The organism is Halorubrum alkaliphilum, from assembly GCF_017873815.1.
GTDB lineage: Archaea > Halobacteriota > Halobacteria > Halobacteriales > Haloferacaceae > Halorubrum > Halorubrum alkaliphilum.
Genome location: NZ_JAGGKQ010000026.1, coordinates 23360 through 40901, shown reverse-complemented (window position 1 = coordinate 40901; position 17542 = coordinate 23360). Strand labels below are relative to the sequence as shown.

At 63.9% G+C, this 17542-nt stretch carries 8 protein-coding genes; 3 read left to right on the top strand and 5 right to left on the bottom strand.

Annotation, left to right across the window (positions count from 1 at the left end; genetic code table 11):
- Window positions 1-83: 83 nt before the first annotated feature.
- Both J2751_RS13150 and J2751_RS13145 read right to left on the bottom strand, forming a co-directional pair.
- Window positions 84-779: a hypothetical protein gene (locus J2751_RS13150; protein WP_209486666.1), complete on the bottom strand. Its 696-nt coding sequence runs from the start codon at window positions 777-779 to the stop codon at window positions 84-86.
- A 359-nt stretch (window positions 780-1138) separates the two neighbouring features.
- A complete protein-coding gene (locus tag J2751_RS13145; RefSeq protein WP_209486670.1) occupies window positions 1139-4177 on the bottom strand; it encodes a BGTF surface domain-containing protein in 3039 nt (1012 codons plus the stop codon).
- A 344-nt stretch (window positions 4178-4521) separates the two neighbouring features.
- On the opposite strand from J2751_RS13145, the gene J2751_RS13140 reads away from it, so the two are divergent.
- Complete coding sequence (locus J2751_RS13140) at window positions 4522-5991, top strand: hypothetical protein (RefSeq protein WP_209486664.1); 1470 nt, start codon at window positions 4522-4524, stop codon at window positions 5989-5991.
- Window positions 5992-6048: 57 nt separating this feature from the next.
- On the opposite strand, the gene J2751_RS13135 is transcribed toward J2751_RS13140, so the two are convergent.
- A complete protein-coding gene (locus tag J2751_RS13135; protein WP_209486661.1) occupies window positions 6049-7710 on the bottom strand; it encodes a PKD domain-containing protein in 1662 nt (553 codons plus the stop codon).
- 674 nt (window positions 7711-8384) lie between these two features.
- On the opposite strand from J2751_RS13135, the gene J2751_RS13130 reads away from it, so the two are divergent.
- Window positions 8385-12584: an InlB B-repeat-containing protein gene (locus J2751_RS13130; protein ID WP_209486660.1), complete on the top strand. Its 4200-nt coding sequence runs from the start codon at window positions 8385-8387 to the stop codon at window positions 12582-12584.
- A 175-nt stretch (window positions 12585-12759) separates the two neighbouring features.
- Window positions 12760-13419 carry a hypothetical protein gene (locus J2751_RS13125; RefSeq protein ID WP_209486658.1) on the top strand — a complete coding sequence of 220 codons (660 nt, stop codon included), beginning with the start codon at window positions 12760-12762 and terminating at the stop codon, window positions 13417-13419.
- On the opposite strand, the gene J2751_RS13120 is transcribed toward J2751_RS13125, so the two are convergent.
- On the bottom strand, window positions 13412-16288 hold the full coding sequence (locus J2751_RS13120; RefSeq protein WP_209486657.1) for a S8 family serine peptidase: 2877 nt from the start codon (window positions 16286-16288) through the stop codon (window positions 13412-13414). The genes J2751_RS13125 and J2751_RS13120 overlap by 8 nt on opposite strands.
- Window positions 16289-16525: 237 nt before the next feature.
- Window positions 16526-17515, bottom strand: coding sequence for a COG1361 family protein (locus tag J2751_RS13115; RefSeq protein ID WP_209486656.1), 990 nt, complete (start codon window positions 17513-17515; stop codon window positions 16526-16528).
- Window positions 17516-17542: the final 27 nt, after the last annotated feature.

Genomic DNA, 17542 nt, shown 5'->3' with positions numbered 1-17542 from the left:
AGAAGGCATTCCCGATTCCTGCTGACGGACCATGTGTCCCCCGCGTGTCTCTATCTACGAGACAGTGACGAAATCAGCCCGGGCTAAACACGTACCTCATAAGTAACAAAGAGAGTAGTATTAGTGTTTGCGTGAACGTCCTCAACGGTCACGGATTGTCGCATAAATCCAGATGGATTACTGGATATCGTGGCCTGCGTTCGGAACTGAAGGGAGCCATCCACGATATCAAACGGCTTTGAAACCGTAGTTTCGGCCTCATTTATAAATGGCTCATCAGCTGCAGTTTTGTGCTCTCCAGTAACAGCAAGTTGATATCGGACATCGGAGTGTGGTCCCGTCTTCTCCGTGGAGATGTCTCCGAGCTCGATCTGTTCGATGCGGAGTAGATCATCCGATCCGGTCTTCTCAACCACGAGTTGAATACTTATATCCCCATCCGTCGATTCCTGCCTTTCTACGCGATCCACGGCTCCATTATCAATAGAGATGTCCGTAATGTCGGTTTGAGATGTATTAACACCTCTATCCGAAAGTGGAGAGAGATCGATGCTCAGTCGGAGTTTGTTATCGGAGAGTGTTGAGTTAGAGGTATTTATATACAGATCGGAGATCGTGTGACTGCGATCTCCTGAAACGAGGTCTGTCGGAGTACCGGGTTGTTGGATATAAATTGTATCGTCCGTATCACCCCCCACCGAAACGGAACCCAACCCGATCAGGAGGGTCACGAGCACGAGGGCGACGACGATCGGGGCGAGAGCGCGAGCGGGGGTCATGATCGAGTGCGGCGGAGCCGTCGCTGGGCGCGGGGCCGCCGTCGACGCCGACGAGCCCCGCAACCACGTGCGGATCACGCGCCGCGGAACGTGTGAATTCTGTCGGAGAAGTATATAAAGAAATTACGGAGCGTGACGTTTCGCGAGCGTGAAACCACCGGACTACGACGACATCGAGCCAGTACCGCGCTCGAACGAGAGTATATAAACCACGGCGCTATCGCTTCGCGGACGAGGGGAACACCCCAGCGCCGCCGCTGGTCGGTGTGAACGCGAGCGCAGCGGCTCGGCGGTCGAGCGCGCGATAAAGAAAGCGAGGCGGGAAAGCCGGCTGAAAGCCGGTGGTTGCGAGTTAGCCGTTAGTTGCTGCGGCGACGGGTCGCGAGCAGCGCGGCGGCGATGAGCGCGACGAGGGCGACGACAGCGCCGAAGCCGGGCGTGTCGTCCTCCGCGTCGTCGTCGACGGCGTCGTCGTCGTCAGCTGCGTCGTCGTCGTCAGCTGCGTCGTCGTCATCAGCTGCGTCGTCGTCGTCAGCTGCGTCGTCGTCGTCGTCGGCGTCGTCGTCATCGACGTTGACAGTCAGCGTTGCCGTCTGGCTGTCGTCGTCGGTGAAGACGCCGTGCTCGTACTCGCCGTCGAGGCCGTCAGTTTCGATGTCGGAGAACTCGACTTCCGTGTCGTCTCCAGCATCGAGGCCGACGTCCTCGTCGGCAACTGCGTCACCGCCGACGCGGAACTCGACCGTCTGGTCGCCGTCCTCGTCGCCGGTGTTCGTGATGGTCGCGGTGACGCTGATCAGGTCGCCCTGGTCAACGGTCACGTCCATCGGGTCGAGATCCGAGACCTCGAAGAACGCGGGTTCGAGGTCGGATTCGACGATCTCGCCGTCAACTTCCGGACGCTCGTCTGCGCCGGTGTTGCGGAGCGAGAGCGTGTACGTGTCGCCCACGCTCGCCTCGCTCAGGTCGAACTCTTCGGTCTCGAAGACGCGGTCCTCGTCAACGGAGAACTCCTCGTTGATGTTGAACCGCGGGCTGGTGTCGCCGGTCGACCGGACACGCGCGTCGAACTCACTGCCGGGCGCGACCGTCGTCTCGCCGCTGAAGGTCGCGTCGTCAGTGTTCGTCGCGTTGTACGGGTCCTGGTCGAAGTCGAACGTACGCTCGAGCAGGTCGTACTCAGTGTCGAGCTGCTCGCGGACGTCCGAGAGCTCCTCGTCTTCGTCCTCAGCGGGGTCGAAGTCGAGCAGGCGGTAGTCGTTGTTGCGGAAGCGGACCTCGAACTCGTAGTCCTCGGTCTCGTCGAACTCCTCACCGGCGAGTTCGCCAGTAGCGCCCATAACGTCGCTCATCTCCTGAACGACGTAGACGCTGTTGGCGTCCTCGTCGACGATGACCGTGTCGATGTTAACGGTCTGAACGGTGCGCTCAACGTTCGGGCCGGCGCTGTCGCGAGTCTCGCGAACGCGCAGGTCGAAGGAGTTCACACCGCTCTCCTGGTGGCTGAAGTCATCGCTGAAGACGGAAACGAACTGGTCCACAGCGTCGTCCTCACCGGTTGCGGCGAGGATACCTGCCACGCCGGTCGCGTCGAGTTCGTGGACGAGGTAGTCGTCGTGTGCGACCTGGTCGGTCTCGGTGAGGATGCCGTCCTCGACCGCGTCGACCACGTCGTCGCCGTCCTCGAGGTCGTCGACCTCGTCAGCACCGCCGGGGGCGGTCCAGAGGTTCCACGCGTCGGTGGAGCGGTCGTCGAGGAACAGCGAACCGAGGTCGTCGGCGTCGTCGAAGACGTCCTCGAAGTCGCTCACGTCGTCCGCACCGGCGCGGACGTTGATCTCGTAGTCGCCGGAGTCGAGGATGCCCTCGATGTCAGTGTTCTGCTCGTACTCCATGACTTCGGCGTCGTTGTCGCCGTCCTCGACGAGGACGGGTCCGTCGAACTCGTCGGAGCCGGCAGCGTACGTGTTGAACAGCAGCGTGACGCTGTCCTCACCGTCGAAGTCGACGGTGGCGTTGAGCTGGTAGCCGATGTCGTCCTCGTCGCCGATGGCGATCGAGGCCTCGTCAGCGCCGCCAACGGTTTCCAGTTCGATCTCAGCGACGGAGCCGACCTCCTCGTCGAGCGTCGCGTCAACGAGGTTCACTTGACCCTCGTCACCCTCGACGACTTCGATCGAGTCGGAGTCCTCCGCGGTGGAGTCGTAGACCTCGAACTCGAACTCGTACTCGTCCTGGTCGATGTCGGTGAAGTTCAGGACGTGCTCGTCACCCTCGGCGTTGAGGAGGATGATCGACTCATCGTCCTCGTCGAGGAAGTACTGTCCGTCACCGGCCGAGCCGCGGTCAGCGTGCAGCTCGCTGCGGTCGAGACCGTCAGTGCGCTCGGTGTTCCACGTGGACTCGGGGTCCTGCGTGAAGACGTCCTCGAGTTCCTCCTCGTCGAGACCGTCGGCGGTCACCTCGACGATGTAGCTGTTACGGATGTCGGATTCGATGTCCAGTTCGACCTCGGAGTCGCCTTCGACGTCACCGACCTCGTCCTCGTCGAACTCGACGCTGAGGTCCTGCACGGCGACCTCGAAGGTGAGGAGACCGGAGACATCGGTGTTGCGCGACTCGGTCGTCAGCACGTAGCGGTCCGCGTCACGGTTCTCGGTGTCGAGGATGTAGTACTGGTCACCGTCCTCCTCGATCACGCTCGGGGTGGAGACGAGTCCAGCGACCTCGCCGTCGTCGACGCGGCGGAGCTCGACTTCGTCGTCACCGAACGGACCACCAGCGTCGATCTGGTCGGCGCTGACCTGAACGAGCTGACCCTGGAAGACAGTGTCGCCTTCCTGGAGCATGCGGTCGTAGTCGTCGGCGTCGACGGCGCCGTTGCCGTTGCCGTTGCCGTTGCCGTTGTCAGCTTCGGCGACGGTGATGGTGGTGTCACCCTCGATGTCGATGACGTTACCCTCATCGTTGTCGCGGTCTTCCGCGGTGCCGGAGAGGGTGAACTCGTCACCTTCCTCGGCGTCCTCGGAGACCTCGACCTCGTAGGTGAGCGTCACGTCCTCAACGCCACCCCACGAGGCGGCGAGCTCGTCGTTGGCGTCGGTGACTTCGGAGATCGTCGCGTCGCTGTCGTCGATAACCGTGACGTCAGCGAACGCGGGATCGAAGTTCTCGATCACGCGAAGGTCGTTGCTTTCTTCAGTTGCCGATACGCTTACTGTGACCTCGGTTGTTTCACCGGGCTCAAGTTCCACTTCGTCGATGGTACGATCGGTCGTGTCCACTGCGGCGGCCGCGCTGCCCGCGAAGGCCGCGCCCGCAGCAACCATGGATACGACCATGATCGCAGCAAGGAACACTGCACGTCCCTTGGTTCGATATGATGTGTCGTCTGTCATTGTTGTAGTTTCCAGTAGCACGGACTTTCACACGGTGTTACTCGCCGATGCCAACGGGTATGACGCACTCGTTTATTGAGTAAGGCTTGTTAAATACTTTGTGTGATATGGTCGATACACCGTGCTACGTCGAGCCCCGGCAGGTCCGGAAGACCGACGCAAGCGACCGATTCGTTCGGGCGTCGAGAGATACGCTCTTCGGAACGGTGGCGGGGAACTCGTAGACTGGACACCCGGGGAACGGCGAGCGCGCAACAGACCCGATCTTGTTCTCGATCGCGTGGACACGCAAGTCGCTGATAGCAAGGAAATGATTATATTATTAGAAGACAATTCACAGTCGAATGTCACGCGACAGTAACTGGCGAAGTAACTCGAAGGGAGCGCATTTCAGTCGTCGTCGAGTGATGTCGACGACGGCTGGCCTTGCGCTTGCCGGGGCGGTCGGGAGTGCGAGCACGGTATCGGCGGCCGCACACGACGTCGAAATCGAGTACACGGGTTTGGGCGTCGGTGCTACGAGCACGGGCGATAACAACGTCCGCAGTTCGATGAGCATCGACATCGCCGTCTCCGGTGAACTCGACCTCGGCGGCGACACGGAGACGGCCATCCGTGTGCACAATCTCACCGCGGGAACCGATCTCACCGTCGTTCCAGAAGGTGACCGTCTGGAGAACGTGGAGAGCATCGACCTCCAAAACCTGTACAACCGCGGCGGAGAGCTGTATCCCGACGGCGACAGAGACCTCCAGATCCGGGTCGCTGGCGAGGAAGCGCCGATCGAAGAGGTCCCACACGAGGTCGATGGTGACGAGGACACGTTCATTGGAGAGGAGACGTTCTCCTCGTACCGAGTCGAGCTCATCGAGAGCGTCGATGACCCGACGACTATCGCCGCCACCGACGACCAGACCTTCGCGATCGGGTTCGATCGACCACCGATAGAACAGAGCGGAACCACCGGCGAAGTCGAACTGACGCTCACGCTGCCGGACCCGGTCGACGAGTCGTGGTACGTCGAGTTCGGGCCCAGTCTTGGCGCCGACGAGGGATTCGACGTCGACACGGCCGAGGTCCCGAACGACGGCGGCTCCGTCCTCGAGTGGACCGTGGATCTGACCGACTCGGAGCCGGGGGAGTACGATGGATGGCAAGTCGATATCTACCCGAGCGAATCGGAAACGAGCACATCCGACGGGATCCTGCGAATGTTTGGGTACTTCGCCATCGACGACGACTACATCGTCGTCGAGGAGGGACCCGTCGACGAACCCGGCCAAGAGATCCGGACTGCCGAGCGAGAGATCGACGCGACGACGGTCCCAGCAGGCGAATCCACTGAGGTGACGGTGACGGCCGAGCTGAACGAGGAAACGGAGGATCTGCGCATCGTGGAGACGTTCGAGCCGGCGGAGTTCGCCGAGATCTCCATTCTCGACGATTCCGGCGCCACGATCTCGCAGGTCACGGATGACAGCGACGAGCTCGCCGCCTCGTGGGGCGGCGTTGAGGACGTGACGATCACCTACGAGGTCGCGATCCCCGAGGACGCCGAGGACGGCGAGACGGTGGAGCTTTCCGGCACGGTCGAGGACGAAGTCGCCGGGCTCGAGGAGACGATCGGCGGCGACGACACGATCGAGGTCGGCGAGGTCGACGACCCGGTCGCCGAGTACGCCGACCCGGACACCGGCGAGGTCGACGCCAACGGCATGCTCGAAGCGGCCGCCGACTTCCGTGACGGCGAGGCGGACACCAACACGCTGCTCGACGTCGCGGCTGCGTTCCGCTCCGGAGCACCCGTTTTCTGAACGACTGGCTCCGTTGCGCGTCGCCCGTACCGTCACCGGCTCCGAAAGCCGTTCCAGTCAGGTAACCGGCTCGCCGGTGCGGAACGCGGCAGCGACTTCGAGCAACACGCCGGAATCGATCTCGTCGCTCCGGAAGTCCGATGTCGCATCCAGTAGCCCGCCGGACCGAACGATCCCTTCGTCACCAGCGTAGTCCGCAACCGATGGTTCGTCACTGACGGTAAGGGTGGTAGTTACCGTTTCAGTTACTCCCTCTACATCAGTAACAGTCAGCGAAACGTTATACTCTCCCGGATCGGACACCGTGTGTGAGATGACTGGCTCGGAGGTGTCAACCGGTTCGTCGGACGATATCTCCCAGTCGTACCCCTCGAGGAGGAATCGGGGCTCGGATTCGGATGCGTCGAGACGGAACTCTTCACCGACGCGTGGTACCGGCGGGTCGATGTCGAAGGTGGGCTGCGGCTCGTCGATAACACGGATCTCACGACCGCTATCAGTAAATGTGATCGTGTTGTCGAGCTGATCGTCCGGGTCGCCGTCCTCATCGACCGTATAGATGTTGATCGTGTTCGGCGGACTACCGATGTCTCTAGGGCGATCGAGTTCGATACGTTGTCGGTAACTGATCTCCCCGGCAGGGATCGGACCGAGTACGTCCAGCGTGTCATCGAAGAGCTCATACGTAACGATCAGCTCATGCGGAGTGCCTATTTGACCGATGGTGAGGTGCGTATCATACGTTTTTTGGGAAGGAACGTGGATCATTACGTCCTCAAACTCGAACTCATAGTGGCGGTCGAACGGCTCCGGAACGTCCGGAACGTCCGGAAATTCAGTACCGAACACGTACCGGTCGAAAAACGACTCGAACCGATGGTCCGTGGCTGCCTCGACCGCATTGAGGAACTCCTCGTGAGTAGCAATGTCCTGAGCATTCATCTCCGCGAAAACCGCATCGAACGTCACGTCCCCGCTGGTACGCTCACGGATCAATCGGTCTAACTCGAAGATCACGAAGCTACCCTTGAGATAGTCAGGCGTCGCGTAGGTCTGGTGAGAACCCCACGTCGACGGGTCCGCAAGGATCGCGTCCGGGTAGTGCTCGCGTGCGCGGTCGACATCTCGAACGATGGGTCGAAACGAGGTGTATCCTCGGCGATAAGAGAACAGCCGCTGGTAGAACCTCGCTACGGCCTCGATCAACCACTGGGTCTCGAAGGTGCGCGAATGCACCTGTTGCGTGTGGACGTACTCGTGACCGATCGTGTTATGCTCAAGCGTCGCACACACGCCATCCCCGATCTGATACCGTCCATGTCGAGCGATTCCACACGGACCATCGAGTTCACTGCGTGGTTCAAGCGTTCCAGGAACGGTATCAAACGCGGCAAGCCCGAGCTCAGTCGCCTGCCATGCTAAAAACTCGAGCAGCACTTCGGGGTCGTCGTCGGGATCGGAATCTGGATTGACCAGAAGAATCAAGTCGGAATACGGGGTTTCACGTTCGTACTCCTCGTACTCGACTTCGTCAAGAGGTTCAGCGTCTTCAACCGATCCGCTGCAGCATTTCGAGAACTCATCAACGGGTGTGGGATCGGTTCCGGAGCCGTTCGAATCGCTCGCACTTCCTCTACTCGATGCGGCGGCGGCCAGAGTAAGCGCAGAACTGACCAAGACGGTTCTGCGACGAACCGTAGCGACAGGGTCATTTGACATGATACTCGAAGAGATGAGTTTCAATTGTATTGAACATTTCTCTTGGCTAATCATTCGTGTGCGGGTAGTCTGAAACGGCCGAATTACTACGATACAAACACTGAATACGACAGCGCAGTTGTCGATTTCAGGCTCGACACGGGGAGTTCGGACAAGCTTCCAGCCGCCTTAGGCAAATCATCGCAGAATCGGCCAGCATTGAACGACTTCACGAGATCCGTTCCCCTGATCTGTTCCGCACGACCAGAACCGGGTTGGCCGTCGCCTTCCGTCCGTCGTCAGAGATAGCGGTTACCGTTAACTTTTCAACTGAAGACCACGAGATTCAGTTTAAAATGTCAGATGGGCCTAACATAGGTCGACGGAAGATACTACAGGGGGGGATCGCAGCAGCGATCGGACTTGCCCCATCTGTGGAGCACGAGGCGACTGATCGGACAGTCGCATACTACGCTAATGACGACGGGTATATCGACGCTAACGGACTTGCTGACGCTGCTAGGGATTTTCGACGAAGCATTATCGATGCAGACGTACTCATCGATGTTGCCAACTACTGGCGGACCGGTGAACGAGTCACCGATCCCGGAAGTATCAATCCTGCGAGGTTGATCGATGCCCACGTCTCGACACTCGGTGCCACGGATTATACGCTCGGACTCGAAGAGTTCGAGGTGGCTGATCGAGATGAGATCGTGGATCTATCCGATGAAACGCCGGTGAAGGAGATCGAGTTCCAGTGGGATGACCAGCAGGAACAGTCGGTGCTCGACGAACGGACCCACAGTGAACTGTCGGCAAGCGTCTCTCAGAGCTTCACGCCGGAATCACACCACGTCGAGGTCGACATCGGTGGTGAACGTACGAACGACGCGCTCCTTCCGGTCGACGAGGGACCACTGTATGTCGATGGGAGAACGCTGCTGGACCGCTTGCTGATCGGTGCGGCGCTGTCATATGATCGCGACGTAACCAGGGACGGTCGGAGTCTGCCCCGCTACGTGATCGACTCTCACCGACGGCTCGAGGACGCGACCGGACACGTGGTGGGTAGTCAAGAAACCTACGTGGCGGAACTCGAGATCGAATGGCGGGAGGACGAAGGGAAGACCCGGGCGCTCAGCCTGTGGACCGAACCCGCCGTGACAAGCGTGGACGCCGAGATCACCCCACAAAGCGCCTCGATCAGTTGGGACAACGCTCCGCCGTTCGTCGTGGAGCATGGCGAGACGATACACGTGTCAGTTAGCGGCTCGATCGGCGACGCCGGGTCGCTCGTCCTGGAAGACGTCTCGGGATTTCTGTTCGACAGTACGGTCGTCAGCGAAAGCATCGGTTCGTGGTGGACACGCTCCTCCTGGGATGTCGAAATCGGGTCGGATATCGACGTCGACCCGGGAGACGAGATCGAGCTTCGGGCCGAGATCGAAGAGGACGGATTCTTCGGAGCCTCCGATACGACGATAGCCCGTCGTGTTACCGTACAGGAACCGACACACGTGCTCGAGGTCACGTCGGAGGCGAACGGATCGATCGGCGTCGACCCCCCGGGTGTCAGCACGAACGACTGGACGGACACGTACGACGAGGGAACGACGGTCGAACTGACAGCGTTCCCGGACTCCGACTACGAGTTCGACCGATGGACCGGCGACGTGCCGTTTGGCTCCGAGACGGATCGAACGATGACGGTGACGATGAGCCGAGCCCATTCACTGTCAGCGACGTTCGAGCTGGAGGAGGATATCGACGGTGCGGTCCGCTGGAGCAGTCCCGCGTCGGGAACCTACCACGAGGATGAGACCGTCACCACGACCGCGCGCGTCGAGAACACGGGAACCGTCGAACACACCTTCTTCGTCGGGTACTCGGTGTACGACCCGTCCGACACCGAATACACCAACGACGACCGAACGGGAAGACCGGTAACGTTGGGTGCCGGGGAGTCGACGACTATCGATCTGAACTGGACCGTCGAGACGGCCGCTCCTGCGGGACGTTACGACGCCGTCGTTGCGATCTGGGAGGAGTCCGATCGCGACACGCTGCATACGCGGCTGGACGACGAACGGACGACGGACGCCTTCGAGGTAGCCGAAGAACCGGTGGAACACGAGTTGTCAATAGAGACGACCGTCGGTGGTGCAGTCCACGTGACGCCGCCGGGAACGGTGACGACCGGGATCACCGAGAGTTACGATGAAGGGATGGAGGTCGAGATCGCCGCTGAATCCGACGACGATCACGAGTTCGACCGGTGGCATGGAGACGTTCCGTCGGGACGCGCGAGCGACGAGAGGATCACGGTGACGATGGACGGCGACAGGAGCCTCACGGCCGAGTACACCGAGTCGGACTTCCCGGACCTCACCGTCGATGATATCGAATGGACGCCGTCGTCGCCAACCGGTGGTGACGACGTGAGCTTTACCATCACCATCAGCAACGAGGGGGCTGCTGCGGCGGCCGATTTCGGCGTGCAACTCGAGGCTGGAGCGGAAACGTTCCGTGAGTGGGACGTGGGGCGACTAGCACCCGACGAAACGCGATCCATCTCTCTCGGCGACTGGTCGGCAGTGACTGGAAGCACACCCGTCGAGGCCGTCGTCGATTTCACTGACGTGATCGAAGAGCGTGGACGCCACTCGAACAGTCGTTCGGAGACGATACACGTTACCGACATCGCTGCCGTCGAGTTCGGATCGATATCCGCCGAGGAGTACACGTACCGACCGGGAGACACCGCGACGGTCACCGCCGAGCTCGAGAACGGTGCCGATGACCGTACCACGGCAGTGGTTGAGTACGAGATCATCGGTCCTTCCGGCGGAGTACGCCAGAAAACCGATAACGTACCGCTCGACGGGGGAGAGATCGCCTCCTCGAACGTGGACCTGGCGATCGATGAAACCGATCCTACCGGAGAGTACGACGTCATCGCAGTGGCCGCCACTGAACGCGATCCGGACACCGTAGTGGATCGGAAAGACGTCTCAGGGGTGTTCGCGGTCAGCGACCGTGACCGAACGGGATCTCTCACCGTCCGGACGCTCGATGCACGAGGTGTACCGATCGACGGAGTGGAGGTCGTCGTCGCGGCGGACGAAGGAGGGTATCGGTCGTCGAACGTTTCGGTCGACGGAGCGGTCCAGTTCCGGAACCTCGATGTCGGAAGGTACGCCGTGATTGCGACGTCGGACCGGCTCCATCAGGAGGTCGAGCGAGCGGCGTTCGTCGACGGAGCCGACGACGCGACCGTCGAGGTACGGTTCGGTCCTGCGGAGCCGGTTCGCGGCGTCGTGCTGGATGCGGATGACGAACACGTCGTCCCGGAGACGACCGTGTCGCTGCCGGAACTACACCGGAGCGCCCGCACCGACGAGGCCGGCCGGTTCGAGCTCGACGAACGGATACCCGACGGCGAGTACGAGGTTCGCATCTCTCCTGACGACGGGACTGAGACCACGGAAACCGTGGAACTGGGACTGAACCGCGACGTGCGTCTGAACACGTCCGAACCCACTGACCAGGGGGACGACGAGGCACCCGAGGTGCTTTCCGAGGAGAATCTGTTCGTCACCCTGATCGTCAGGAACCTGGAACGGACGGCGATTCCAGATCACGCCGGAGTTCCACTCGTTCACAAGTACGGCCTCGTCAAAGGAGCCTCGACCGCACTGTTGGACTTCCTGGAGGGACTTCGAGACCTGTTCGATATCAACATCGCGGAGTTTGTCGAGGCGATGAAGGAGCTCTACGGGCTGTTGGCGGAGGATCTCGGAGTGATAAAACAGCTCGTGGTGATGATGGTCGAGGAGTTCCACGCGAAACAGCAGGCGGACAATCCGTTCGAGCCGGGGACGGTGAACTACCGCACGTTCCAGGCCGGCTGGATCGCTGGATTCGGCGTGACGACGATCGTCGTCGGGTTCCTCATCGGCAAAGGCGTCGGCCACGCAGGCCGGATCGCCGGGAGTAGTACCCGGGTGAAGAACGGTATCAGCGATCTGAGATCGCGGATCAGTTCGTCACGGAACGTACCCGACGAGTTCGTCGTGTCCTCGCGTGCGGGAGACATACTGCGGGACAGAGAGGGGATCCCTCCGCGCCCGCTCGCTTCCACGACGGCTGCCGGCGTCGTGAACGCGGCCCCCGACGCCGCGTTTTTCGACCGACTTCTCCGGTCGTACTACCACTTCAACCACAGACAGAGCGGGGCGAGTGACATCGAGAACCCGTTCGAGAGACAACGAGGCGGGACGACGGGTGAAATCGCGAACGTCGCGGGCGAGTTCGCCGAGGTGTACCACCTGCAGCGGGTCATGAACCGAAACGAGGACGTGATCGGCGTGGTGAAATCGCTCCGTTCGGGAAGCGGATCGCCGATCACGAGAGACGATCTGCCGGTCGGCCGGACCGTCGCAGTGAAACAGTGGGAGATGAGCATCGACGGCGATCAGTTCGAGTTCGACAACGTGCTCGTCACGAAGGAGGTGATCGACGGCGAGGAAGTCCTGAACGTCCGGACGATCTGGTCCGTGACAAAAAGCCGGAGCCAGGGACCGGACAGCAAAGTCAACGAGAAGCAGAACAAGATCGACGATCTCCAGCGAAAGCTGGATCAGGGGGATGTACATCCCTCCAACGAGCAGTCGGGGATTCCAGTCGGGGCGTTCGTTCGAGGCAGCGACGCTGACGGCCACGCGACGGTGAAAGGAATAGCGCCGAGAGACAACACGAGAACCGACGACGACGGAAACGGGTTCGACGAACACTTCGAGGAAACGTCCCACGACTTCGAGGATGCCGCCGGACACGCACTCGAGCACGAGTCCGAGTTGGATCTCTTTTTCGATCCGGAGTCGGCGTCGTAAGCCGGCAGTCCGTCTTCGTATCGAGCGAGCGGGCCGCCTCGAGCCGTCGACGGGCGGCATCAGAACGGCGACCCGCTCCGCCCGCGGCTCGAGAGCGGTGTCGACGCTGCCCCGGGAGACGAGTCCATCACGGATGGGACAATTCCTTTACCGGTGGGACGACCGTCTATGACTGATGGATATCGAGGAACGAATACGGGAGGCACAACGGGCCGTCACGCGTGGCGAGTTGACCCCCGAGGAATTCGCCGAACGACTGGGTGAGATCGAAACGGAAGCGAACCGTGCGGAGGAGGAGACGACGGCGGAATCCGATGCGACGACCACGTCGTCGAGCGATCGGGGCCCCGACGCCGACGACGGTACGCAGGAGCAGTCGGTGTCGGATTGGACCATCGAGAGCGTCGAGCGTCCCGACGATATCGGGCCGACACAGGAGCGGATCGAGCTGACGGTGACGGTCGTCCCGGAGGCTGCGGCGTCCGAGACGGCCACCGTCGGGGCCGGGGAGGCGACGACGACGGTCGAGCGAGGCGGTCCCACGACGGCGGCGTTGACGGTCGAGGCTCCGAAGCCCGGCGGCGAACGGACGTACGACGTCTTCGTCGAGACGCCGACCGGACGCGAGGAGCGTTCCGTGACCGTGGCGAACGACGGGATCGCTCCCGACGACCTGATCGGCGAGCGGATCACGGCCGACCTCCTGGGGCTCGCGGCGCGATGGAGTCGGGAGGGACGGATCAGCGACGAGCGGCGTGAGGCGTTCGAGGCAGCGTACGGTTCCGGCGAGCCGCTTTCCCCGGACGAGGGGCGGAACTCGGACGACCTCAGCTGACGGGGAAGGGGTCGCCGGATCGGAACAGCGCGGCGAGGTCGAGGAGCAGTCCCGACCGGATCTCGCCGCCGCGGAAGTCGGCGGCCGCGTTGAGGAGTTCGTTCGCTCGAACGTGGCCGTCGTCGGTCACGTACTCGGAGAGGTCGACGTACACCGGGTCCTCGCGGCTGTCGGTGCTGGTTCCGACGCGGTGGGCGTAGCCGCCACGGTCGGCGGGAGCGACGCCGGACAGCGTCACCGTCGTGGACTCGCCCGGTGAGAGTTCGACGCGCTCGGCCGCGTACACCGACCCGTCTATCTCGGCCCACACGAGGTCGTCGAACGGCTCACCGCCGGCGTTTTCGACGGTCACGTCGGTGGTCAGCGTCTCGCCCGCCGCCACGTGTGTGGACGCGTTCGTCTCCGTGACGTCGAGACCGGCGGGCGCGTCGACGAGCTCGGTCGTCGGCGTCGCGACGACCGTCCGGTCGGTCGTGCCCGGCTCCGTCACCGCGACCCGATGCGTCATCGTTCCGGGCGGTTCGTCGTGGGCGACGCGCTCCCGGACGGTCAGCCGCTCGCCGGGAGCGAGTTCCGTGCCCCCGCCGATCGTCGTCCAGTCATCGCCGTCGCTCGACCACTCGACGACCGGCGTTCGCGGCACGTCGTCGTCGTTCCGGATCGTCGTCTCGACGAGCGGGGTGCCGCCAACGGGGATCCGGTCGGGGACCCGGGTGTCGGTCGCGGAGAACGCCTCCGTGTCCGGAGCGACCACCGTCGTCGGGCCCGTCGTCCGAACGACGGGGTCGGGCGAGCCGTCGAAGACGTGTTCGAGCGACAGCTCCCCCTCGCCGTCGACGGTCACCGTCACCGAGAACGTGCCGGAGAACCGGTCGAACTCACGCGTCTCGCCGACCGGGAGCGGCTCGTCGTCGACCGTCACCGACACGTTCGCGGCGGCGACCGTCGAGTCGTCGGTCGGCGTCACCGTGTAGCCGTCGAGGTGGTCGACGTCGACGGTGAGCGTCATGGCGTCGCCGCTGGAGAGCGTGTCCGGCTGGTCGGTCGTGACCGTGGCGGTCACGGTCCGGTCGAGGTCGAGCTCGACGGACGTGCGGTCGCCCGCCGTCGCCTCGACCGACTCCGTGACGGTGCCGAACGTCGCGGTGTCCGCGGAGAGGGTTCGCGTCCCGGGTTCGACCGGAAGCGCGAACGAGCCGTCGGCGGCGGTGGTCACCGTCGTCCCGCTGTCGCTGTCGATCCGGACGCCGCCGGCGGGGTCGCCGTCGAACGTCGCCGTCCCCTCGATCCACGTCCCGTGTTCGGCGGCGAGCGCGGCGGCGTGGACGTCGACGACGCCGGTGCCGTGTCGGGGGTCGGGGTCGGTGGTGTAGCCGTCCGGATGGACGGCAGTCTCGCGGAGCACGGCGGTCGCCGCGGGCTCCGTCAGGTCGGGGTCGTCGGCACGGAGCAGCGCGAGCGCGCCGGCGACGTGCGGGGCCGCCATGCTCGTGCCGCTGGCCTCGCGGGTGCCCCCGCCGACCGCGGCGCTCTCGACGTCAACGCCGGGCGCGGAGACGCCGGGAACGACGTACTCGTCGGGCCAGTCGGCGGGAGCCTCCGAGCCCCACGCGTCGTCGGTGTCGACGCGCTCGCCGCTGGAGAAGGCGGCGACCTCGCGGTCGGGGTCGACCGCGCCGACGGAGACGGCCGACCGGACGTTGCCGGGCGAGGTGGTGACGTTCTCGCCGTCGTTGCCGGCGGCGGCGACGACGATCGTGCCCGCCTGGCGCGCGTTCTCGATCGGCTCGACGAACGCCGGTTCGTACACCGACTCGTCGTCGGTCGCGAGGCCGAGGCTCATCGAGACGACGTCCGCGTCGTTGGCGACGGCCCACTCGATCCCCGCGATCACGCTCGCGGTCGAGGCCGACCCGTCGGGGAACACGAGCCCGTGCATCAGTTCGGCCTCGGGCGCGACGCCGATCGCCGTGCCGCTGGCGTCGCCACCGGCGACGGTGCCGCTGACGTGCGTGCCGTGCCCGTTGCTGTCCCGGGGCTCCGAGCCCTCGACCTCGGAGCCGTCGAGGTCGAACTCGGCCCAGCCGCCGGGGTACGTCGGATCGTCGGGGTCGTCGCTCCGGAGCGTGATGTCCGGGTGGTCCGCGTCGACGCCCGTGTCGAGGACGGCGACGCGCGCGCCCGAACCGCGCGTGCGAGACTCCCACACGGTCGGCGCGTTCACCATCGAGACGCCGTACGTCGCGTCGACGCCATCGGCGTCGAGCGTGGGGCCCGCGGTGTCGACAGCAGGGCTCGCGGCGCCGATCACGGGGCTCGTGGCGTGAGTCGTGACGCCGTCGGTTCCGTGGCCGTCGACTGCGGGCAGGTCGTCGAGGGTCGCGAGCTCGTGGTTCGGGTGGATCGCCTCGGCGTTCGGCGTGGCTTCGAGGGCGGCGTCGACGGCGTCGGTGTCGGCGTCCGCGTCGACCGTGACGACGAGCGCGTTGGTGATCCAGAACGCGTGGTCGACGGTCACGTGTGGCGTCGCTTCGAGGTGGTCGACCGCGGCTCGCTGCGAGTCCGCGACGGCGGCGCGACGGATCTCGGGGGTCGTCGCCGCCGGGCCACTCGCCGTGGCGGCCGCCTCGATCGCCGCGTCGTCGGGCTCGGCGAGCCGGACGAACAGCGTCGTGGGGCCGTCGAGGTCGTGGTCGTCGACGGTGACGTTCACCGCGACGTCACCGGTTCCAGCGGCTCCGGCTCCAGCGGCTCCGGTTCCAGCGGCTCCGGTGTCGGCGGCACTCACAGCGACGGGGGCGAGCGCTCCAACGATCAGCAACAGGAGAAGCGCACCGACGATCGAAGCGACTCGGATACGGGATGACACGATCCGTGGAACGAGATCGGAACGCATAGCCTTTATGTTCCGGACGACGTCCCGGCACGTCCGACCACACGGTCCGTCGGGCGGCTCGATCGGACGGGGGAGAACCCGGTGTGGACGGGAGGAACCCGGTGTGGACGGGAGGAACCCGGCGTGGACGGGAGGAACCCGGCGTGGACGGATGGAGGACCGGAAACGGGAGGACGGGTGCGGAGTGGGGGCGAGCGGGTCCGGTGGCGGTTAGAACACGGGGTCGTCCGAGCGGAACCCGGCGGCGGCGTCGAGCAGGGTGTTGGCGTCGACGTCGTCGCGTTCGCGGAAGTCGGAGGCGGCGTCGAGCATCCCGTTCGCGTCGACTTCGCCGGTGTCGGGGTCGGCGTACTCGACCGCGCCGGGGACGTCGGAGATGACGATCTCGTGGCTCTCCGTCGTGGTCTCCGCGTCGGCGGCCACCGTGGTGGTGATCGCGTAGCTGTCGCCCGCCTCGACGTCGTCCTCGGGGAGGGTGAGTTCGTAGACGAGCGTGACGTTCCGGACGTCGCCCCACGAGGCGGCCAGTTCGTCGTTGGCGTCGGTGGCTTCGGAGACGGTCGCGTTATCGTCGTCGACGATCGTCAGGTCAGCGACCGGGGTCTCGAACTGGTCGGTGATCGAGACGTTGGTCGTCGGCTCGTCGAGCTCGGCGGTGGTCGTCACTTCGACGGTGTCGCCGGCGGTCGCGCCCGCGGGCACGTCTCGGGTGACGTTCTCGATCGTCTCGTCGACGACGGTGATCGTGTCGGTGGCCTCGCGCTCGAACGCCTCGTCGGCCTCGACGTCGGCGACGAGCTCGACGGTGTCGTCCTCGGCGGCGTCCTCGGCGATCGCGACCTCGTACTCCAGGGTCACCTCGTCGACGTCGCCGTACGAGGCGACGAGTTCGTCGTTGGCGTCGGTGACCTCGGAGACGGTCGCGCCGTCGTCGTCGATCACGGTGACGTCGGCGACCGCGGGCTCGAAGGTCGTGACGACGTCGAGGCGCTCGATGTCGCCGTCGATGGCGATCGTCAGTTCGACGGTGACGGTGTCACCGGGGTCGGCGGTGTCGGGGACAGACTGGGTGACGGATTCGATCGGGTCCTCGTCGGACGGGGCAGCGTCGGCGGCGGCCGGTGCGGCCAGGCCGACGGCGGCGGCCAGCAGCACACAGGCGACCACCAGCGCAACACGCGTGCGTGTCCAGGATGACATGGCCGGACTCACGGCGTGGGTCTACTT